General features: G+C 71.3%; 19 protein-coding genes. 7 read left to right on the top strand and 12 right to left on the bottom strand.

The features are described 5' to 3' along the window. Positions 1 to 21: 21 nt before the first annotated feature. Positions 22 to 1,887, top strand: a complete 1,866-nt coding sequence (locus SSP29_RS09845; protein ID WP_089100163.1) for a glycoside hydrolase family 15 protein — start codon at positions 22 to 24, stop codon at positions 1,885 to 1,887. A 264-nt stretch (positions 1,888 to 2,151) separates the two neighbouring features. On the opposite strand, the gene SSP29_RS09840 is transcribed toward SSP29_RS09845, so the two are convergent. The 5 genes from SSP29_RS09840 to SSP29_RS09820 all read right to left on the bottom strand — a co-directional run bounded on the left by SSP29_RS09840 (position 2,152) and on the right by SSP29_RS09820 (position 8,430). Beyond that, positions 2,152 to 3,165 (bottom strand): cytochrome d ubiquinol oxidase subunit II, encoded by a 1,014-nt coding sequence (locus SSP29_RS09840; protein WP_089100736.1) that lies wholly within the window; start codon positions 3,163 to 3,165, stop codon positions 2,152 to 2,154. A gap of 11 nt (positions 3,166 to 3,176) precedes the next feature. After that, complete coding sequence (locus SSP29_RS09835) at positions 3,177 to 4,625, bottom strand: cytochrome ubiquinol oxidase subunit I (RefSeq protein WP_089100162.1); 1,449 nt, start codon at positions 4,623 to 4,625, stop codon at positions 3,177 to 3,179. A 49-nt stretch (positions 4,626 to 4,674) separates the two neighbouring features. Next, complete coding sequence (locus tag SSP29_RS09830; RefSeq protein WP_245883089.1) at positions 4,675 to 5,469, bottom strand: SDR family oxidoreductase; 795 nt, start codon at positions 5,467 to 5,469, stop codon at positions 4,675 to 4,677. A gap of 249 nt (positions 5,470 to 5,718) precedes the next feature. Further along, the gene (locus SSP29_RS09825) at positions 5,719 to 7,299 is read right to left on the bottom strand and encodes a GMC oxidoreductase (protein WP_089100160.1); all 1,581 of its coding nucleotides are present in this window, start codon (positions 7,297 to 7,299) and stop codon (positions 5,719 to 5,721) included. A gap of 123 nt (positions 7,300 to 7,422) precedes the next feature. Next, on the bottom strand, positions 7,423 to 8,430 hold the full coding sequence (locus SSP29_RS09820; RefSeq protein WP_089100159.1) for a cyclase family protein: 1,008 nt from the start codon (positions 8,428 to 8,430) through the stop codon (positions 7,423 to 7,425). 383 nt (positions 8,431 to 8,813) lie between these two features. Here SSP29_RS09820 and SSP29_RS09815 point away from each other — a divergent pair, with 383 nt between their 5' ends. Genes SSP29_RS09815 through SSP29_RS09805 form a run of 3 tightly spaced genes read left to right on the top strand, consistent with a single transcriptional unit; the run spans position 8,814 to position 11,690 of the window. Further along, complete coding sequence (locus SSP29_RS09815) at positions 8,814 to 9,053, top strand: ferredoxin (RefSeq protein ID WP_089100158.1); 240 nt, start codon at positions 8,814 to 8,816, stop codon at positions 9,051 to 9,053. Continuing rightward, complete coding sequence (locus tag SSP29_RS09810) at positions 9,050 to 10,444, top strand: NAD(P)/FAD-dependent oxidoreductase (protein WP_089100157.1); 1,395 nt, start codon at positions 9,050 to 9,052, stop codon at positions 10,442 to 10,444. The genes SSP29_RS09815 and SSP29_RS09810 overlap by 4 nt, the downstream gene beginning before the upstream one ends. A 25-nt stretch (positions 10,445 to 10,469) precedes the next feature. Further along, positions 10,470 to 11,690, top strand: coding sequence for a cytochrome P450 (locus tag SSP29_RS09805; protein ID WP_089100156.1), 1,221 nt, complete (start codon positions 10,470 to 10,472; stop codon positions 11,688 to 11,690). Between the two features lie 71 nt (positions 11,691 to 11,761). Here the strand turns inward: SSP29_RS09805 and SSP29_RS09800 are convergent, their stop codons facing one another. The 7 genes from SSP29_RS09800 to SSP29_RS09770 form a co-directional block, all read right to left on the bottom strand. Then, complete coding sequence (locus SSP29_RS09800; RefSeq protein ID WP_089100155.1) at positions 11,762 to 12,286, bottom strand: hypothetical protein; 525 nt, start codon at positions 12,284 to 12,286, stop codon at positions 11,762 to 11,764. Between the two features lie 288 nt (positions 12,287 to 12,574). Continuing rightward, complete coding sequence (locus SSP29_RS09795) at positions 12,575 to 13,231, bottom strand: GTP-binding protein (RefSeq protein ID WP_089100154.1); 657 nt, start codon at positions 13,229 to 13,231, stop codon at positions 12,575 to 12,577. Beyond that, positions 13,212 to 13,604: a DUF742 domain-containing protein gene (locus tag SSP29_RS09790; RefSeq protein WP_089100153.1), complete on the bottom strand. Its 393-nt coding sequence runs from the start codon at positions 13,602 to 13,604 to the stop codon at positions 13,212 to 13,214. Before SSP29_RS09790 ends, SSP29_RS09795 begins: the two co-directional genes overlap by 20 nt. Then, a complete protein-coding gene (locus SSP29_RS09785) occupies positions 13,601 to 14,071 on the bottom strand; it encodes a roadblock/LC7 domain-containing protein (protein ID WP_089100152.1) in 471 nt (156 codons plus the stop codon). Before SSP29_RS09785 ends, SSP29_RS09790 begins: the two co-directional genes overlap by 4 nt. Then, complete coding sequence (locus SSP29_RS09780; RefSeq protein ID WP_089100151.1) at positions 14,068 to 16,473, bottom strand: nitrate- and nitrite sensing domain-containing protein; 2,406 nt, start codon at positions 16,471 to 16,473, stop codon at positions 14,068 to 14,070. The genes SSP29_RS09785 and SSP29_RS09780 overlap by 4 nt, the downstream gene beginning before the upstream one ends. Before the next feature lie 251 nt (positions 16,474 to 16,724). Continuing rightward, the gene (locus SSP29_RS09775; RefSeq protein ID WP_089100150.1) at positions 16,725 to 17,129 is read right to left on the bottom strand and encodes an STAS domain-containing protein; all 405 of its coding nucleotides are present in this window, start codon (positions 17,127 to 17,129) and stop codon (positions 16,725 to 16,727) included. A gap of 45 nt (positions 17,130 to 17,174) precedes the next feature. Continuing rightward, positions 17,175 to 17,708 carry a DUF5994 family protein gene (locus SSP29_RS09770; RefSeq protein WP_150133857.1) on the bottom strand — a complete coding sequence of 178 codons (534 nt, stop codon included), beginning with the start codon at positions 17,706 to 17,708 and terminating at the stop codon, positions 17,175 to 17,177. A 360-nt stretch (positions 17,709 to 18,068) separates the two neighbouring features. Between SSP29_RS09770 and SSP29_RS09765 the strand changes: the two genes are divergently transcribed. From SSP29_RS09765 to SSP29_RS09755, 3 genes are all read left to right on the top strand, one after another. Beyond that, complete coding sequence (locus SSP29_RS09765) at positions 18,069 to 18,587, top strand: DUF5990 family protein (RefSeq protein ID WP_150133856.1); 519 nt, start codon at positions 18,069 to 18,071, stop codon at positions 18,585 to 18,587. A 180-nt stretch (positions 18,588 to 18,767) separates the two neighbouring features. Further along, a complete protein-coding gene (locus SSP29_RS09760) occupies positions 18,768 to 20,123 on the top strand; it encodes an MFS transporter (RefSeq protein ID WP_245883057.1) in 1,356 nt (451 codons plus the stop codon). A 94-nt stretch (positions 20,124 to 20,217) separates the two neighbouring features. Further along, entirely contained in the window at positions 20,218 to 21,054 is an 837-nt protein-coding gene (locus SSP29_RS09755) for an ATP-grasp domain-containing protein (protein WP_089100149.1), read from the top strand. The last annotated feature ends 135 nt before the right edge of the window (positions 21,055 to 21,189 follow it).

Here is a 21,189-nt window from a genome sequence, read left to right as displayed (position 1 = left end):
CATGCCGGAAGGGGCGCCCCGATGGACGAATACCCGCTCATCGAGAACCACGGGCTGATCGGCGATCTGCAGACGGCGGCGCTGGTCACCACCGACGGGACGCTCGACTGGTTCTGCTCCCCGCGGTTCGACTCGCCGAGTGTGTTCGGGGCGCTTCTGGACAAGGACAGGGGCGGCCACTGCACGGTCCGGCCGGCGCATCCGACCCATTCGACCAAGCAGTTGTACCTGCCCGACACCGCGATCCTGGTGACCCGGTTCATGACCGAGGCGGGCGCCGGTGAGGTGGTCGACTTCATGCCCGTGACCGGGACGACGGTCACGGACCGGCACCGGCTGGTCCGCCTGGTCCGCTGTGTGCGCGGCACCATGACGTTCGACGTGGAGATCGCCCCACGGTTCGACTACGGGCTCAGCAAACACGAGGTGCACATCACCCCGCACGGGGCGGTCTTCGTCGCGGAGGACGGCACGGAACTCACCGTGCACCCGATCCGGGAGCCGGAGGACGAGCGGCTCGGGGACATTCTGACGCACCGGGACGCCGACCTGCAGGTCACGCTGACGCTGGAGGCCGGTCAGCAGCGCGGGCTGATTCTGGAGATGGGTGCCGGGGGACCGCCCAGGGAGGTCCGGCGCGACGAACACGAACGGCTCTTCGAGGAGACGGCGGAGTTCTGGCGCTCCTGGCTGGCGCAGTCCCGCTACACCGGGCGCTGGCGGGAGGTGGTGGAGCGGTCCGCGATCACGCTGAAGCTCATGACCTTCGCGCCCAGCGGTGCCGTGGTGGCCGCTCCCACGGCGGCGCTCCCGGAACAACTGGGCGGCGAACGCAACTGGGACTACCGCTTCACCTGGATCCGGGACGCCTCCTTCTCCGTGTACGCCCTGCTGGGACTGGGCTTCACGGAGGAAGCGAGGGCGTTCATCATCTGGCTGAGCGACCGGGTCAAGGAGCGGGCCGGCGGCGGCGGGAACACGGGCCCGCTCAACATCATGTACAAGGTCGACGGCTCCTCCGACCTGAACGAGCAGATCCTCGACCACTGGGAGGGCTACGAGGGGTCCGCTCCGGTCCGGATCGGCAACGGCGCCGCCACCCAGCTCCAACTGGACATCTACGGCGAGGCGCTGGACAGCATCTACTTCGCGCACCAGCACGGCTTCCAGGTCGGGCACGGGGGCTGGACCTCGCTGCGCACGGACCTGGACTGGCTGGCCGACCACTGGGACCAGGCGGAGGAGGGCATCTGGGAGACCCGCGGCGGCCGCCAGGACTTCACGTACGGCCGGGTGATGTCATGGGTGGCGTTCGACCGCGCGCTGCGCCTCGCCCAGTCGAAGGGGTGGCCGTCCGCGGCCGGCCGCTGGCAGGCCGAACGGGACGCCGTCTACGAGCAGGTCATGGCCAAGGGCTGGAGCGAGGACCGGCGGGCCTTCGTCCAGCACTACGGCAGTGAGGTCCTGGACTCCTCGCTGCTGCGCATGGCGACGGTCGGGTTCCTCACCCCCGGGGATCCGATGTGGGCGTCGACCTTGGACGCCATGGAGGAGGAACTGGTCAGCGACAGCCTGGTCTACCGCTACAACCCGGACGCCTCGCCGGACGGCCTGCGCGGCTCGGAGGGCACCTTCTCGCTGTGCACGTTCATGTACGTCGACGCCCTGGCGCGCGCGGGACGCATCGACCGGGCGAGGCTCGTGTTCGAGAAGATGATGGGGTACGCCAACCACCTGGGCCTGTACTCCGAGGAGATCGACCCGACGGGCCGTCAGCTCGGCAACTTCCCGCAGGCGTTCACCCATCTCGCCCTCATCGACTCGGCCATCACCCTCAACGAGGCCCTCGACAACCGGAAGCCCGGACTCGTCCGGCACGGCTCCTAGGGCCTGTCGTTGGATCAGGCCGGCCTGGCTCACGGTGCCTTGTCGGCCGACCCGAGCGGGGCGTGGTGCGTGCAGCTGCAAGGCGGAGGAGGCGTAGACGATCAGCCGCTGCCGCGGCGGGCGACGCGGTGGGGGCACCTCCCGGCCGAAGGCTGGGGGACGTCGGCGAGTGACGACAACGCGGCTGGGGGTCCCCCACGCCTTTAGGGCAGTGGGGGAGTGCGTGCCACGCCCGCGACGCCGGCAGGATCCAAACGACAGGCCCTAAGGGCTGTCCCGCCGCAGGTCGGCGTCGGTGAGGCTCTCCAGTTCGCCGTGGGTGTCCAGCCAGTACAGGAAGGCGACCGCGGGGACGATCAGGACGACGGCGATGAGGGTGACGAGCCCCAGCCAGCGCAGTGTGGTGTGCGCCCCCGCGCCCTCGGCGACGGTCAGCGAGGTCGGGACGAGGTAGGGGCGCTGCGCCATGCCCCAGGCGATGACGGCGGCGGCGACCACGCCGACCGCCGTGACCCGGGACCAGGCCCCGGAAGGGCGGGTCAGCAGCCATGCGGTGGCGAGGGTGGCCAGCACCGCCACGACGACGAAGACGAGACCGACGCCGTGCGTGAGGCCGTGCCAGACATGGGGCGCGTCGCCGTGGGTGACGAAGAGGGTGACGGCGGCGAGCACGGCGACGGCGGCGAGGGCGCCAAAGGCGCGTCGGCGGAAGTAGCGGTCCAGGTCCGGTGCGGCGAAGCGGCGGGCGTCCGCGGCGAGGAAGACGGCGCCGAGCGTCGCCGTGGCCGCGACGGCCAGCAGGCCGAACAGCAGGGACGTGGGGTTGGCCCAGGCGTCCGTGGACGCCGTCGCGGTGGCGGTCGCCCGGCCCGAGGCCACTCCGCCGGCCGCGGCACCGAGGAAGAACGGGGTCAGCAGCGAGGAGACGGCGAAGACCGCCCCGTACAGGCGTCGGCCGGCCAGCCGCCGGACGGGCCTGCGCAGGGCGAAGCCGGCGCCGCGCAGCACGATGCCCACGGCGGCCAGTGCCAGGGGCAGCCACATCGTGGTGAAGACCCGCTGGAAGAGGACGGGGAAACCCGTCCACATGATCACCAGTACGAAGATCAGCCAGACGTTGTTGACCTCCCAGACGGGCTCCATCGCGTGGTCGATCAGCCGGCGCGGACGCTTGCCGCGCGCCGCGCCGCCCGCGGTCAGGTCCCAGAAACCGGCGCCGTAGTCGGTGCCCCCGCCGCAGGCGTAGGCGGCCACCGCGAGCAGCAGGACGACGGCCATGACCCCGGCGATCACAGCCGGCTCCCGGCCGGGCGGGGCCCGTACGGCGTGTCCGTCTCGGGTGTGTCGGACTCCGGTGTCTGCTTCGGCGGGCGCGGTCCGCCCTGCTCGTCGGCGAGCCGCCAGCGTGCGCGCATCTTCAGCAGCACCGCGAGGAACGATCCGAACACGAAGACGTACACGACGACGACCACCGCGAACATGATCCACAGGCCGGTGGAGCGGGTCGCCGTCACCGCCTCGGCCACCCGCATGTTCTGGTAGACGATCCAGGGCTGGCGGCCGACCTCGGTGGTGATCCAGCCGCACTCGACGGCGGCCACGGAGGCGACGCCCGCGCACGCCGCGGCGCGGAAGAACCACGGGGAGGCGGGCAGCCGGCGGCGCCGGAGCCACAGGACGCCGTACCAGAGCGCGAGCAGGAGCAGCAGCGAGCCGATCCCGACCATGGTGTCGAAGGCCCAGTGGGCGATGGTGGCCTGGGTGGGCGTCGGCCGGTCGGCCGCGGGGACCGAGGTGAGTCCGGTGACCCGGGTGTCCGGGCGGAAGCCCGCCAGGACGGAGTCGAGCCCCGGGATCCCGATGCCGCCGGTGACGGTGCCGTCCGGGTGGAGCCGGCCGTACAGGTACTCCGTCTGGTGGGTGGCGGTCTTCCAGACGATCTCCATGCCGGCGAACTTCACCGGTTGCTTCTGGAAGACCTGGCGCGCGATGGAGTCGCCGAGCACGAACTGCACGGGCGTGCACACCGCGGCGAGCGTGAAGGGGATGGTGAAGCCGAGCCGGTGGTAGTGGTCCCGGCGGCCGCGCAGCCATCCCGTGGCGTAGACGCCGGCCACGACATAGCCCGCCGTCACGAACATCGCGAAGACGAAGTGCCAGTACTCCGGGCCGAACATCGGGGTGAAGACCGCCTTCCAGATCTTCACGTCGACCGGGTTGCCGGCGGAGTCGAGGGTGAAGCCGCGCGGGGTGTTCATCCACGAGTTGGCCGCCAGGATGCCGAAGGCGCCGAGCAGGGCCACCACCGGCAGGGGCAGTCCGAGCAGGAAGTGGGTCCGGGAGGGAAGCCTTCGCCAGCCGTAGAGGTAGATGGCGATGAGGACGGCCTCCAGGAAGAACGCCCATGCCTCGATGCCGAAGCCGATGCCGAAGACATCGCCCCAGCGGCCCATCATGCCCGGCCACAGCAGTCCGAACTCGAAGGACAGCACCGTGCCGGTGACCACGCCGATCGCGAACTGCACCGCCATGACGGCCGACCACCGCCGGGCGAGGAGCAGGGCGGTGGCGTCGCCGCGGCGCAGGCCGTAGCCGTGCATGACGAGCGTGATCAGCGGCAGCGCCACGCCCAGGGGCACCAGGATGATGTGGGAGGCCAGGGTGAAGGCCATCATCGATCTGGCCGGCAGCGTCTGCGCCGGTACGTCCGCCAGCAGGACCGTGTGGACCGTGTGCATGTGTCGTCTCTCCGGGGCCGGCGCGGATGGGACGGGTCGGCCGCCGGTGTCAGCCGCCGGTGGCGAAGCCCGGGAAGAGCGTCATCCCGCCGTCGACGTAGAGGGTGGTGCCCACCACGTAGTCCATGAGGTCGGAGGCGAGGCCCACGGCCGCGTGGCCGATGTCCTCGGGGTCGCCGATGCGGTCGTAGGGGATCAGCCGCAGCAGGTCCTCCCGGGCCTGGGGCGTCTCCCAGGCGCTGCGGTTGATAGGGGTCTTGATGGCCCCGGGGGCGATCGCGTTCACCCGGATCTTCTTCGGCGCGAGTTCCTGGGCCAGCGTCTCCATCATCATCTGCACCCCGCCCTTGGAGGAGGCGTAGTTGACGTGCCCGGCCCACGGGATGATCTGGTGCACCGAGCTCATGCAGATGATCTTCCCGGCCGCGCGCGACACCTCGGGCACGACACCGCGGCGCAGGAACTCCTTCGTCGCCTCGCGGGCGCACAGGAACTGTCCGGTGAGGTTGACGTCCAGGACCTTCTGCCACTGGGCGAGGGTCATCTCGGTGAACGGGGCGTCCCGCTGGAGTCCCGCGTTGGCGACCAGGATGTCGATCGTGCCGAACTCCCGGACCATCCGGTCCGTCATGGCGACGACCTGCTGCTCGTCGGAGACGTCCGCCTCGTAGGCGGCCGCCCGGACCCCGAATCCGGTGATCTCCTCGACCACCTTCTCGGCCTCGTCCTTGCCCGCCACGTAGTTGACCACGACATCGGCCCCGGCCCGGCCCAGGGCGACGGCCGTCGCCCTGCCGATACCGGAGTTCGCGCCGGTCACCAGCGCCTTCTGCCCGCGCAGCAGATGGGCGGGGATCACGCTCTGCGGTGTCCCGGACGTCCCCTCGGTGGAACTCACGATGTCCTGCTCCTCCACTGCGTGCCCGCTTCCGCCGGGCCCGTCGCCCGGCAATCCGGGCATCAGACAAGCACCGGGGAGAGACGTGGGCGCGCCCCGGCGGAGCGCGTTGCGCTGCCCGGCGGAGGAACTTCGCCCGGTCGGGGGCCGGGCGCCGGCGCAGGCCCGGCAGGGGGCCGGACGCCCGGCGGAGGCTCAGCCCAGCCGCTCCAGCAGGTGGTCGCCCACCCGGAGGGCGTTGGCGATGGCCGTCAGGGACGGATTGACCGCGCCGATGCTCGGGAAGAAGCTGGTGTCCACGACGTAGAGGTTGTCCAGGTCGTGCGCCTTGCAGTTGACGTCCAGGGCGGAGGACGCCGGGTCGGTGCCGAAACGCACCGTGCCGGCCTGGTGCGCGGTGGCACCGATCGGCATCCCCTTGTGCAGGTAGATGCTGTGGGACAGCAGACCGTGCTCGTGCATGCCCAGATGGCCCAGCATGTGCTGCAGTTTGTGCCGCAGGCGCTGGAGACCGGCGATGTTGTTGCCCTCGTCGAGGGTGAGCCGGATCCGGCCGTCGTCCTCCAGGGTCACCCGGTTGTCCGGCTGCGGCAGGTCCTCCCCGCACAGCCAGAAGTCGACGGCGTGATGGGCCAGGACCTCGAACGGCATGTCCGGCATGACCGCCCCGGCCCAGCGCGGGGCCTCGCCGTGGATCTGCTCGGCGTCCGACTTGCCGAGCATCTGGATCCCGCCGAGCGGGTACTCCCAGTCGTCCGCGCCCAGGTACCAGTCGTGCAGGGCGAGGGTCTTCTGGAACCGGGTGTCGTTGGGTTCCTCCGAAACGGCCATCAGCGCCAGGTTGTTGTGACGCATGTAGTGCCGCCCGACCACGTCCGAGCTGTTCGCCAGACCGCGCGGATGCCGGTCGTTCGCCGAAGCCAGCAGCAGCGCCGCGGAGTTGACGGCCCCGCAGGCCACGACCACGATGTCGGCCGAGAACCGGGCCTCCCGCTCGCCCGGGAGCTGCGCGACGACGCCGGTGACACTGCGTCCGCCGGCGTCGGTCTCCAGCCGGGTCACCCTGGCGTTGGTGATCATCTCCACGTTCGGGTGCTCCAGGGCCGGCTCCACACAGATCACCTGGGCGTCCGACTTGGCGCGCAGCAGGCAGGGGAAGCCGTCCACGCGGTCGCAGCGGATGCAGACGCTGGAGTGGGTGGCCCGGCCGTCCTCGTCCTGGGTGAGGTTGACCCCGATCGGCAGGTGGAAGGGGTGCAGTCCCTGCTTCTCCAGGTCCATGCTCAACTGCTCGATGCGCGGCTCGTGTTCGACCGGCGGATACGCGTACTGGGCGCTGCACGGCCCTTCCCAGGGATCCTCGCCGTGCCGGCCGTGCACCAGGTAGAGGTGCTCCGCCTGGGTGTAGTACGGCTCCAGGTCGTCGTAACCGATGGGCCAGGCCGGGGAGATGCCGTCGTGGTGGCGGAGTTCGCCGAAGTCCTCGGGGCGCAGCCGGAACAGCGCGGCGCCGTAGAACTTGGTGTTCCCGCCGACGTAGTAGTTCACCTCGGGCGGGAACTCGTTGCCGTGCCGGTCCAGCCAGAACTCCGGGGCCCGGTACTTGGCCTTCACGAACACGGCCGTGGAGTCCCAGTTGTCGCGTTCGCGTGGCAGGTAGCCGCCGCGTTCGAGGACGAGGATCCGTTTGCCGGACGGGGCCAGGCGGTGGGCCAGCGTGCCGCCGCCGGCACCGGTGCCGATGACGATGACGTCGTACGGGGGCAGGGCGTCCATGGCAACCACCGTCCTTGTTCGCGCGGTCCGCGGCCGGCGCAGGCCTCCCTCCTTCGAACGTACGCGCCGTGCGGGGGTGCGGCACCCGGGGTGGGCCCGCACCGGCGCCGGACACCGGCACGGTCAGAGAACGGCGATCGGGTTCACCGGAGAGCCGGTCGCCGCCGGGAGCCGCAGCGGGGCGATCACGCACAGGAAGTGCCAGCGACCCTGCTGCTCGCACACCGGTACCAGGTCCTCGAAGTCCAGCCAGTCCAGCAGATGCAGCCCCATGGCGTTGACGGCCAGCACATGCACGGGAAACCCGACTTCGGGGACCGCGCTGGGCGCGGCGTCGCTGTTGCCGTCCGAGCCCAGGACCGACACGCCCCGGTCGGCCAGGAAGTCCATGGCCGTCGGGTGCAGGCCCGCGCGGGCCCGTGTCACGTCCCAGGGCCCGAGGGTCCGGCGCCGCAGGCGGTGGCCCACCCGTACGAACAGCAGGTCACCCGGTCCGGCCGTGGTCCGCTGGGCGGCCTCGGCCGCGGCGAGGTCCTCGGCGGTCACCTGGTCGCCGGGCTCCAGCCACCGCACCCCGCGCAGGCGCGGGACGTCCAGCAGGACACCCCGCCCGACGATGCCGTCCCGCACCAGATCGACGGTGAGCGCCCAGGCACCGTCCGGTGTCACGGTGCTCGCCGGGACGCCGCCGTACAGCTCGCCGTCGAAGATCACGTGGCACAGCGCGTCGAGGTGGGTGTCGACGTCACCGTGGACGTTCATGGCGAACCGGTCACGGGCGAACGCGAGCCCGGGTGCGCAGGTCTCCCCGCGCGTGGGAGCCGTCATCCGGTGGGAGGCGGGCTCCGGACTGTCCGGACCGGACCGGGTCTCGACGGTCGCGGCCAGCGACACGGTGCGCCCGGACCTGACCTCGGCGGCCGCCGCCACGACCCGCTCCGGCGTCAGCCGGTCCAGCGCGCCGCGCCGTTCCGCCCCGCCGTCCGGGGCCCGGCCCCGCAGCCGGCGGTACAGGTCGCGGAAGGCCGCTTCGGAGAGGGGCTGCGGTGCCGTGGGACGGAAGGGCCGGGAGGGCGGGGTAGGACGGGAGGGCGGGGCAGGACGGGAGGGTACGGGCTGGTCCGGGGTCATCGGGACACCTCCTGCTCCTGCCGGCACTCCTCCCGACACCGAACCACCGCGGCGGCCGGGCCACCCGCCGGGCGCGGGCCGAGCGCGCCGGCCGGTCGGCCGGCCGACCGCGGCCGGGCCGCCGGCACAGGGCTTCCCGGGGTGCGGGCGGTGTGCGCGCGGCATACGCTGATCGGGTGAAACACCAGGATCTCTAGGCGGTCTCACCGCCGCCGGTCGTCGTCGCCGGTCGCCTGGGCGCGACGACGGATTCCTTCTCGCGATCACCCAATTCTTCCTGCGGAGACCCGACTGGCGCGGTGCGCCGCCTCGCGGTGCGCGGAGGCGGACCCGGCGGGAGCCGGTTTCGGGGCCCGCAGCTTGCAGCCCCTGTGGAGGCCGGGATGCGAGTCGTCGTTGATCTTTCCCGATGCGAAGGGTATGCGCAGTGCGCGTTCCTGGCCCCGGACGCGTTCCGGATGCACGGCGAGGAAGCGCTGATGTACGACCCGGACCCCGATGACGCCCAGCGTGACCGGGTGCTGCGGGCCGCGGCGGCCTGCCCGGTCCAGGCGATCCTGGTCGACCGGCTGGAGGGGCGGCCGCAGGAGCGGGACGTACCGGTGCCGGCGGCGAGCTCATGACCAGCGCCGACAACCTGCGTGCGTTCAGGCGCGACGGCCGCATCGTGATCGTCGGGGCGTCGCTGGCGGGACTGCGGGCCGCGGAGTCCCTGCGGGCCGAGGGGTTCACCGGATCGCTGACGATGATCGGCGACGAGCTGGGCGAGCCCTACGACCGTCCCCCCTTGTCCAAGCAGGTGCTGACGGGGTGGGTGCCCGCCGGGGGCACCACGCTGCCGCGGCGTCGTGACATCAACGCGGAGTGGCTGCTGGGCGTGCCCGCGAGCGGTCTTGACCTGGCCACCGACCACGTGCGTCTCGCCGACGGACGCGAGGTTCCCTTCGACCGGGTGCTGATCTCCACCGGGGTACGGGCCCGGCCCTGGTTCGTCGAGTCCGAGGCGGCCCTGGACGGCGTGTTCGTCGTACGGACCCGCGAGCACGCCGAAGGCCTGCAGCGGGCGCTGGCCGCCGGGCCCTCCCGGGTGCTGGTCATCGGTGCGGGATTCACCGGCTCCGAGATCGCCTCCGTCTGCCGGGAGCGGGACATCCCGGTGACCGTCGCCGAACTCGCGCCGTACCCGCTGGTCGGTGCGCTCGGCGCGATGATCGGCGAGGTCGCGGCCGACATGCAGCGCGCCCACGGTGTCGATCTGCGGTGCGGTGTCAAGGTCACACAGCTGGAGGGCGACGCACAGGGGCGGCTGCGCCGCGCCCACTTCGACGACGGCAGCACGATCGACGCCGACGTGGCGGTGGTGGCGCTCGGCGGCATCCGCAACACCGAGTGGCTGCAGGGCTCCGGACTGGCGGCGGGTGTCTGGGGCATCGCCTGCGACACGGGCTGCCGTGCCATGGACCTCAACGGCCTGATCACCGACGACGTCTTCGTCGCCGGGGACGTGGCGCGCTGCCCGAACCCGGTCTACGAGTACCGGCTCATCTCGCTGGAGCACTGGGCCAACGCAGTGGAACAGGCCGAGGTCGCGGCCCACAACATGCTCCATGGCCAGGCGGAGCGCTGGCCCCACCTGTCCATCCCGCGGTTCTGGTCGATCCAGTTCGGCGTCAACATCAAGTCCGTCGGCGTGCCGACCTTCGCCGACGAGGTGGTCGTCACCCAGGGGTCGGTGTCCGGCCACCGCTTCGTCGCCGCATACGGCTACCAGGGCCGGGTCACCGCGGCGGTGACCTTCAACAACGCGAAGTGGCTGGACCACTACCGGCGTCTCATCGAGACGGCCGCGCCCTTCCCGCCGCCCTGTCCCACGCCCGACCAGCCCGTCGACACGAAACCGGTGCCCGTCGACTTCCCCGGCCCCACCCTGCTCGCCCAGGGCGCCACCGTGGTCGTCACCGGACACGACCCGGGCGAGCGACGCGTCACGGCCGCGCACCAGCACCACCGGTGACCGGCAGGAGGGAAAGGCAAGCGAGATGACCACGACCGAGACGCCCGACATGCTGCACCGGATCCTCGACTACTCCTCCCGGTCCGACCCGTACCCGCTCTACGCGGAGCTGCGCAGGACGCCGGTGGCCCGGCAGGACGACGGCAGCTACGTCATCAGCACGTACCGCGAACTCGCGGACATCCTCCACAATCCGCACCTGAGCTCGGACGTCCGCAACCTGTCGCATCCGATGCCCTCGGCCGAGGCAGGGGGCACGCCGTCGTTCATCAACATGGACCCGCCCGACCACGACCGCCTGCGGCGGATGGCGATGCGTCACTTCGGCCCCCCGCACACCCCGGGGCTGGTGACCGCCCTGGAACCCGACCTGACCGCCACCGTCGGTGGTCTGCTCGACGACTGCGCGGGCAAGGAGCAGATCGACATCGTCGACGACCTCGCCTACCCGTTCCCCGTCTCGGTGATCTGCCACCTGCTCGGTGTGCCACGCGAGGACGAACCGAGGTTCCGGGTGTGGGTGAACGACCTCATCAACTCGATCGACTACGACCCGAGGACCGACCCGAAGCAGAAGCTCGACGACGGCGTGCAGGCCCGCCAGGACCTGCGCGAGTACCTCGGCGGGCTGGTGGAACAGCGCCACGGCCGGCCGGGCGACGACCTGCTGGCACGGCTGGCCAACGACGACGGGCCGGACGGGCGGATGACCGACGAGGAGATCATCAGCACCGCCAACCTGCTGCTGATCGCCGGCCACGAGACCACCGTCAACCTCATCGCCAACGGCATGCTGACGCTGCTGCGCCACCCGCAGATCCTGGAACGACTGCGCGGCGAACCGGATCTGGTCGTGCCGCTGGTCGAGGAACTGCTGCGCTACGAGCCGCCCGTGCACATCATTCCCTGGCGGGCGGCGTACAGCGACGTCACCGTCGCCGACACCGTCATCCCCCAGGGCTCGCAGGTCATGCTGATGCTGGCCTCGGGCAGCCGCGATCCGGACCGCTTCCACGACCCGGACCGCTTCGACCCCGACCGGAGTGACAACCAGCACCTCGGCTTCGGCAGCGGCATCCACCTGTGCTTCGGCGGCCCGCTGGCCCGGCGGGAGGCGCAGATCGCGCTGACCGAGCTGGTACGCCGCCTCGACCGGCCCAGCCTGGTCGCCGACCCGCCGCCGTACCGGCGCAGCCCCGTGCTGCGCGGGCCGATCCATCTGCGGGTCGAGCAGAACGGCGGTTAGCACCCGGGAGTCGAAAGGGGCCGGCTGCTCCCCGAGGAGGAGGCCGGCCCCTTCGTCGCGGGCGGACGGGGTCAGCTCAGGCCGAGGTCGGACAGTGCGGTCGTCCAGTCCGTGAGGATCGCGTCCTGGGCGTCGGAGAGGGTGACGGTGCCGGCGCAGACGGCCTTCTTCAGCTTGTTCTCGACGGTGTCCTTGTTGGCGGCGGTCTTGGTCCCGTACTCCGGCTCCGGCCAGAGGTTGAGCTCGCTCTTGGGGGAGCCGCCGAGTTCGAGGGGGAGGAAGTGGTCCTCCTCGTAGTCCGAGGTGCTGGTGTCCGTGTAGCCGTACTCGACGATCTGCTTCTTCTTCAGCGCGGTGGTGTAGGAACTGGAGGGCCGGACGGTCGCGGTCCACCCGGAGACGCAGATGGTGGAGTCGATGGTGGACTGGGTGACGTCCGGGTTGAAGTCGCCGGGCTGGCAGCTGGGGTCGGGGAGGGGGAGGTAGTCCTGGCTGCAGCTCTGCGCGTGCGCGGTGCCGGCTGCGACCGTGAGGCCGGCGGCGGCGAGGGCGAGGGAGGAGAGGGCGGTGACCAGGGAGCGGGATATTCGGGGCATGGGGGGATCTCCCGGAGCGGTGCCCGGCAGGGATTCCGGGCGGTCGTGAGCATGACAGCACCGGGATCATCTATGCGGGTAGAGCCCTTTGCCGGTCGCGGAGATCCTTTTGTTGAATTTTTGAACACCACGGGGCTGGTGAAGGGCAAGTCATGGGCAGCGCCTGGTTGTCCGCATCGCGCGCCGGGCCGGGAGGCAGGCCCGGAGGCGGCCGGGTCCCTCGAACCCGCCCTGGCCGCAGGCTGGTTCGCCCTGGGCCAGGGCAGCTGCTTCCCGAAACCCTGAGTGTCACATGGTGCGGATCGTGCCCGGCTGCGCGGCGACCGGGTGACCGGGGAGTTGTGCCGGGCCGGACATCAGAAGCTCGATCAGGGCCAGCAACAGGTCGCGGCTGGCCCGGCGTTGCCGGAGGTCGCCCATGACGACGGGGGTGTGCGGGTCGAGGTCGAGGGCCTCCCGGACCTCGGACTCGGTGCGGTCCTGGCGTCCGTCGAAGCAGTTGACGCCGACGACGAACGGGACGCCGCGGCTCTCGAAGAAGTCGACCGAGGCGAAACTGCTCTCCAGCCGCCGGGTGTCCACGAGAACGACGGCGCCGAGCGCCCCGTGCACCAGGTCGTTCCACATGAACCAGAAGCGTTCCTGGCCGGGTGTGCCGAAGAGGTACAGCACGAGCTGGGGGCTCACGGTGATCCGGCCGAAGTCCAGGGCCACCGTCGTGGTGGCCTTCTGGTCCACCCCGTCGATGTCGTCCACACCGACGCCCGCGACGGTCAGGTGCTCCTCGGTGTTCAGGGGCACCACCTCGCTCACGGCACCGACCATGGTCGTCTTGCCCACGCCGAATCCGCCCGCGATGAGGATTTTCACCGCCGCCGGAGCCTGCGCGGCGGTGGAGTGGGTCGCGTGTGCCCCGACCCGGTCGTCAGAGTCTGAGTAGGCCATCTTTCACCGCCTGAAGAAGTGTCATGTCCAGTCCCTGGCCCGCCGCGACCGCCAGCGGTGCCCGGGCCGTCACCCTGCCGAGTGTGATCAGGTCGGAGACGAGGATCTTCGTCACCGCCACGGGCAGGTTCAGCCCGGCGGCGACCTCGGCGAGGGCCACCGGGGTGCGGCACTGCTGGAGGATCAGCCGGTGTTCGGGCTGCAGGCCACGGGCCGGGGGCTCCTCACCGGGCGCGTCGACGGTCGTGAGCACGGTGATGAGGGTGAGGTCGTCCCGAGCCGAGGTCGTACGCCCCTGGGTGATCGTGTACGGCCTGACAAAGCTCTGCTCCGCGTACTCGTCGTCCGGTGCCGCGTCCGCCCAGTGGCTCACCCACGTCCTCCCCCACTCTCGGCGTCGCCGGAGCGGCGGGACGCCGATCCCTCGGCAACGTCCGGCGCCACCCGGACCTCGGTGCCCAGGCGCTGCCCGACCTGCTGCACGAGGGTGTGCATCGCCACCGACATCACCTCGGCGTCCACCTCCTGGTCCGCCACGACGGCCAGGTGGGTGCCGCGGCCGGCGGAGCTGACGAAGAGCCAGAGGTCACGGAGTTCGATGATGACCTGATGGACCGGTCCGCCGCCGAAGACCTCGCCGACTCCGCGGGCCAGGCTCTGCTGGCCGGTGGCGATGGCGGCCAGGCGTTCCGCGTCGACCCGGTCGATACTGCTGGACTGACTGACCACCAGGCCGTCGTCGGACAGCACGATGGCGTTCCTGGTGCCCGGAACCTGGTCGACCAAGCGGTCGAGCAGCCAGTCGAGGTCGGAGTTGGTGGCAGTGGTTCGCAGAGTCATCGTCCGTCTTCCTTGCGGGCCCCGTCGTGGCGCGGTGAGGGTTGAGTGGGCTGTTGACCGGAATCGGGCCCGAGCCGGGCTATCCGGGACTGGCGCTGGAATGCGCCGACGGTGGCGCCGGAGCGGCGCGACGTGGTCCTGCGCGGCAACGGCTCCGGATTCGTCTCCGGCTCCGTCTCCGAGTTCTCGACTTGCGGCTGCTCAGGGTACACACAGGAAGGATCGCGGAGTTCGGCGGCCAGACTGGCCTGCCGTACCCGCCGGGGCAGCGGGTCCGGACTCGCCGTCGGACCCGCCGTCGGGGGCGCGGCGGCGGCGCGGGCCGGCGGTTCGGTCCCGGGGCCGGTGACCGGGAGCGCGGACGCCTCCGGGCCACCGGGATGCGGTTGCGGTCGGAGGTGCGGCTGAGGCTGAGGCTCCGGCCACGCACCCCCGGGATCGCCGTCCTGCCCGGAGCCCGAGGACGCGCCGATGACCGCGAGTTGCGCCGGGACGGCGTCGTCCGGCGGCTCCGAGCGCGGCTTCCCGTCGGAGATCAGCTCGGCCGGCACCAGGACGACCACCCGGGTGCCGCCGAACGACGAGGGCCGCAGCTCCACGTTCAGCCCCAGGTTGGCGGAGAGCCGGGCCACGACGTACAGGCCGAGGCGGGCGTCGTCGGCGCGGGACATCACGTCCATGCGGGGCGGGTCGGTCATCAGGCGGTTGGCCTCGGCGTACTGCTCGGGGTCCATGCCCATGCCGCGGTCCTCGATCTCGACCGCGACGCCGCGGCCCACCCGGGACGCGGACACCTCCACCGGAGTCGGCGGCTTGGAGAACGACACCGCGTTCTCCATCAGTTCGGCCAGTACGTGCACCATGGGACCGACCGCGCGCTCGGACAGCCAGATGTCGTCCTCGGTGTCGATCCGGATGCGCCGGTAGTCCTGCACCTCGCCCTGCGCGGAGCGCAGCAGGTCCAGCAGCAGCACGGGATTGCGCCAGCGCCGCTGGGGCTGACCGCCGCCGAGGATGACCAGGTTCTCCTCGTAGCGCCGCAGCCGGGCGGCCAGGTGGTCGACGTCGAAGAGTCCTTCCAGGACCTCGGGGTCCTCGTGCTGCCGCTGCATCGTGGAGAGACGTTTCATCTGCATGCCGATCAGCAACTGGGTGCGTCGGGCGATGCGTTGCAGCAGGCGCTCGAAGCCGCGGTACTGCTCGACCTGCCGTACGGCTGTCTCCAGGGCACTGCTGCGGGCCTGGTTGAGAGCCTGGCCGAGCATGCCCAGTTCGTCGTTGCCGTAGCGGATCTCGGGCAGTTCGGCGTCCGTGTCGACCGTCTCGCCCTGCCGCAGCCGCTCCACCATGTCGGGCAGCCGCGTCTGCAGCTCCAGCGCCGCGTTGCGGAGCCCGAGGATGCGGCGGCGCAGGACTCCGGTGAGCTTCAGCGAGACCAGGAACACCAGCAGTACGGCCGCGGCGCCCACGGTGCTGTCGACGACCAGGTCGGTCATCATGTCGCCGAGTTTGTTGTTGGTGGCGTCGACGAGGTACGCGGAGTACACGCCGCTGGCCTGCAGCAGCTGGGGGGTTATCGCGGCGTAGCTCTGCTGCCACTCCTTGCCGAGCTGTGCGGACACCGGGGTCCGGCCGTCCGCCCCGGGGATCTCGGCGGTCAGGGCCTGCTGCTCGATCCCGGTCTTCTGCTTCCAGGCCGCGCCGGACAGCACCCGCTGGTACGTCTTGGCGTACTTGCCGGGCAGCCGCGGCACGACCTTGTTCTCGTAGATGTGCTGCTGGCTGCCGATCACCTCGGCGATGTGGAGGCGCTGTGCACTGGTGAGGTGACCGCTCACCGTTCCGGCGGTGAAGACCGCGCTCTCGCGCGAGAGCATCTCCTGGCCCCACTGCGCGTCCAGCACCGGCCTGGTGAGGACGTTGACCTCGCCGATGCCGACGTTGGTGAACTCCTCGAACAACTGCATGTCCGAGGCGATGACAGCGGTGTAGCTGTCGAACATCTGGTCCTCGGTGGCGTCCCGCTTGTCCACCGCGTTCCGGTACTCGGGCAGTCGCTCCAGACCCCGGCTGAGCTGCTGGAAACTCTTGGTGAGACCGCCCGGCACGGAGCCGGAGAGCGCCGTGAGGCCCTGGACGGACCGGTCGGTGAGCTCGCGCTGCTTCGCCAGACCGGACCGGTCGGCGTTGTGGCCGGCGAGTGCCGCCGCGCTCAGCTGCCGCTCCGCCTGCAACTGGTAGAAGACGCCGACGATCGGCTGCCCGAGCTGCTTGCCCGCGTTGTTGCGGTCGTTGATGCTCTTCCAGTTGCCGTAGAGCTGCGCCGAGTTCGTCGCCCACAGGGCGATCATGGCGACGGTGGGAACCAGGGCCAGGATGAGCAGGGTCGTACGCAGCGACAACCCGCGCTCCGGAGCCGTCTCCTCGCCGCCTCGCCGCCGTTCCGCTTCTTGGCCTGCCTGCTGTTTTGCCGCTTGCGCGTGAAGTGCCACAGAAGTCCCCGGCGTGCTAGCGATGGCGGACTGGTCCGAAATGGGGTCCGCGCCATTTCAGGGGAAGCCTACTCATCACACAATCGATCTCAATAGTTTGATCATTCAAATTGAAACCGGCGATTTGGGTGACAGAGCGTACGTGTAGGTGACGGGAAGGCTCAAGGAGCGGCCGGGCAACGGAGTTGACGTCCAATGACATCTGATCCGGGGTCACGCCCACCGGGACGAGGCCGGGTGCGACCGGTGAGTACCGGGTGGAGCAGGAATCCGGAGCCGGTGATCTCGATGATGCGGGCCATGGCCTGCGACGGGTAGTGCAGTCGCAGGGCCGTACCGGCATCCGTGACAAGCCGGAACGCCGCGAGGAAGGCGTTGAGTCCGCCGGCGTCGCAGAAGGCGACCGCCGTGAGGTCGACGTCGATGTCGAGGATTCCGTCGCTCAGGCACTCGGCCAGCGCCTCGCTCACCTGCGGTGCCGTGGCGAGGTCGATCTCTCCCACGAGGGTGATCAGAGCGCGGGTGGCGCTGTCGTGCCGGTAGACGTTCAGTTGTGGAAGGGACATGGATCCTCTGTTCGGACGCATGGGGTGTGGGTGGGACGGGGTTCGTCAACTCGGTTCACCGCACGCCGTGCGACCGGGCAGGTGCGGCGGCTCGGTCTCGGACACCGTCCGCAGCCGTGCCGCCTCCTCCATCAGCCGGCTCGCGGTCGACGTACCCAGGGGGTCGCTCGCGGCGGCCATCAGCCAGGCGGCCGAGGCGGGGTCCGTACGCGGCGGGACCACGAGGAGGTTCCAGCGGCCCATGCGGTAGGAGAGCAGCAGCAGTTCGTGCGGGTCCAGCTCGGCGAGGAACCAGCCCACCTTCACCACATGCCCGGCGACGGGCACCTTGCGCGGAACGACCGGCCAGTGGGTGGGATTCACCGCGACCCGGGTGATCCGCCCCCAGAGCGGATCCAGCACGGCGGTCAGGGCGGGGAGCTCCGCCCCGAGATCACGGGAGCGGGGCCACCATGCGCCGTCCAGGAGAGCCGGTGCGGGACCGACGGGAGCCAGCGACAGGCGGAGCGGGGACGAGGAGGGAGGGGACGACGACAACCGGTCTTCGAGTGTCGGCGAGAAGGAGATGGTCGCAGTCATGACGCGAACCCTGCCCCGGGCCGACCTCGGTCGGCCCGGCCTATTCAATCGCCGAAAACGACACGAGCGTGGTGGCCGGTGCGCGAAATACCCTCGGTAGTTTCAGCGTACTCCTCGGACCGGCCGAACGGACCGTCGCGCCGGTGGACGAACCGCCCCTCCCGAGCACGGAACCCCTGATGCCCGAAATGCGCATCAGGCATAGGGTGAAAGCGGGTCGGCACACTCTCACGTGCGACCGGCCTGGAAGGGCGACCCCGGTGTTCACACGCGCCGGGGTCGTTGGCGGACGACCGCTTCGAGCAGACCGGCACCCCGGGCCCGGCCCGACGGACTCCCGCACCACAGATGATGGCGGGTATGCGTATCCGTATCCGTATCGACGCCTTCGACCTGCCCGGCCGCACCTGCCCGGCCCCCGCCGACGGTGACGGCCCCGCGTACGCCGACATCCATGTCGCCGTGCAACGCCGCGACCGTCCGGCCGAAGTCCTCCAACCACATCCGGGCGACGCCACGTTCGCGACATGGACCCTGGAGTGCACCGCGACCGCCACACCCGACGGCATCGATGTGACAGGACCGTATGTGCAGAACCGTCTGGGCCGCCGGTTCGTCTACCTGTCGTGGGGCACGGTCGACGACTCGGGCGTCTTCACCATGTTCCGCCGCGCCAAACTCATGCTCGACGCCGTCCCCGCCGACGTACTCGCCGCCGCCGCGCACGACGGCCTGCTGGTCGGACGCCTCGGCCTGACCGACGCGCACGGCGGCCCCTTGTGCGCACGCGTCGAGCCCCCGCACATCACCTGGACCGCCGAACCCACCGACCAGGGCGGGCCGCCACCGAGCCATGAGGACCCGGTCCCCCCTCGGTGAAGGCCGACGGGCGCACCGGTCCTCGCACCGGGATCGCCACCGGGTGGCAGGGCTACAAGGCCCTGTACTGACCGGCCGTGACAGGTTGCGTCCGGGCGCGGCGCTGCCGTGCCGGGCCGTGCCGAGCCGCTTTCCCGGCGTCGCGGCGATCTTCCCGATGGCCGGCGTCGTTGGGATTCCGTGGGCTCTGGGCGGAGTGGGGAACTGGTCGGGACGCGGTCGCCGGACCCGGCGGCGGCGAGGGCGGTCCTGCGGGTCGGATGGCGGGCCCGGCTCACCGGAGCCGGCGCGCCTCTTGCGCACCGCGGTTTTCGGCTGCACCTCGCCGCCCGGCTGCTGTCGTGGACGGGCTCGGCCGTCGCCCCCCTCGCTCTCGCGTTCGCGGCACTGCACATCGGCGGCGGGCCGCGTGCCCTCGGCCTGGTGCTCGCGGCCGGTGTCGTTCCGCAGCTCGCGGCGCTGCCGGTCGGCGGTGTCGTCGCCGACCGGCTGGACCGGGCCCGGGTGATGGTGTGGTCGAACCTGGCGTGCGCGTTCGCCGAGGCGACGGCCGTAGCGCTGTTGGCGTCCGGTGCGGCGCGGGTGTGGCAGCTGGCGGTGATGGCCGGGGTGTGCGGGGCGGCGGGCGCGTTCTTCGCCCCGGCGGCGGACGGTGCCGTCGCCGAGGTCGTACCCGCCGGGCAGTGGCACACCGCTAACGCGCTGCTGAAGTTCGGGCAGAACACCGGGAAGGCGGCGAGCCCCGCGCTGGGCGGTGTCCTGATCGCCGCGGCGGGGCCGGCCTGGGCGATCGGCTGGGACGCGGTGACCTTCGCGGCGTCGGCGGCCCTGTTCGCGCGGGCGGGGGCACTGCCCCGGACGGTGCGGCCCCGGGCGGCCTTCACCGCCGATCTGCGTCAGGGCTGGTACGAGGTGCGGTGCCGGCGCTGGCTGGGGGTGATGGTGTGCCAGGCCGCGCTGATCGGGCCCGCGTGGCTGGCCGGCTACCAGCTGCTGGGCCCCCTCTACGGGGAGCGGGTGCTGGGCGGCGCCGGGCCGTGGGGTGTGGTCGTGTCCGCGTTCACCGCCGGACTGATCGCCGGAGCCGTGCTCGCGCTGGTGTGGCGGCCGTCCGGGGCCGGTGTCACCGTGTGCGCCGGAACCGGTGCCCTGGCCCTGCCGCTCGCGGTGATAGCCGCACGCATACCGCTGCCTGTGCTGGTGGCCGCCATGCTGCCGGCCGGAGCCGGACTGGAGGTCGCCATGGTCGTGTGGGCCTCGCTGCTGCAGGAACGCATCCCCGCCGACCGGCTCGGCCGGACCCTGTCGTACTCGACGCTCGGCCAGACCCTGCCCGTACCCGTCGCCTACCTGCTCACCGGCCCGGCCGTCGAACTCCTCGGCCTGCGCACCACGCTCGGGGCCGCCGCCGCGCTGATCACGACCGCCGCCGTACTGCCACTGGCGCTCCCGCAGGTACGCGCCCTGACCCTCGCACCGGCCGAGCAGGCCGGGCCGGCGCCCGCACCGCGCGGTGGTGTGCCCCGCAGGCCCTAGGGAGCGGAGCCAGGCGGCGTGTGGGGCACGACCTGTCCCGGCCGTGCCTCGCGTCCGTGTCTAGGCTGGTGGCCACCACAGAGGGAGATGCACCGTGTTCGTCCGCCCCAGCCTCCTGTTCGTGACCGATCTCGCCTACCAGGCCCGGGGACGGCGTTACTGCGACGAGGACATCTTCCTGACCTCCCGGCTGCGCGACGGCTTCGACCTCGCCCTGTGCCACCCTGTGGACGCCGCGGCGCTGATGGACGCCTTCGACGCGGTCGTGGTCCGCAACAGCGGCCCCGTGCTGCACTACCAGCAGGCCTACGACGCCTTCCGGGAGAAGGCCGCCGCACAGGGCACCCGGGTCTACAACCCGCTGTCGGGGCGCGGCGACATGGCCGGCAAGCAGTACCTGCTGGACCTGACGACCGACGGGTACCCGGTCATCCCCACCGTGGACCGGCCCGAGGACCTGCACCTGCTGCCCGAGGCCGAGCGCTACGCGGTCAAGCCGAAGGCCGGAGCTGACTCCATCGGTCTGGCCTTCGTGCCCCAGGACCGGCTCGGCGGCCTCCCCTACGGCGACATCCTGGTCCAGCCGGGCATCGACTTCCGCTACGAGGTGTCCTTCTACTACATCGACGACGCCTTCCAGTACGCCCTCCATGCCCCCGACCCCGACCGGCGCTGGGTCCTTGAGCCCTACGAGCCCACCGAGGCCGATCTCGCCTTCGCCCACCGCTTCATCGACTGGAACACCCTCGACCACGGCATCCAGCGCGTGGACGCCTGCCGCACCCGGGAAGGCGAACTGCTCCTGGTCGAGCTGGAGGACCTCAACCCCTACCTCTCCCTCGACCTGGTCTCCGACCGGACCCGCGACGCCTTCGTCACCGGCATGACGGCCTCCCTCCACCGGTTCCTGGACGCCCCGCCCCGCACCTGAAGCGCCACGCCGGGATCCGTCTCGTACGCGTGCAACACCCGTACGCCGTAGCCGCCCCGCACGCCGTCGCCGCCGTCGGACCGCGTCGGCCGGTGCGGTCCGTACCGGCGGTGACAGGCCCCGCCGGAGTGGCCT

The organism is Streptomyces hyaluromycini, from assembly GCF_002217755.1.
Taxonomy (GTDB): Bacteria; Actinomycetota; Actinomycetes; order Streptomycetales; family Streptomycetaceae; genus Streptomyces; species Streptomyces hyaluromycini.
This window is presented reverse-complemented; position numbering and strand designations above follow the sequence as displayed.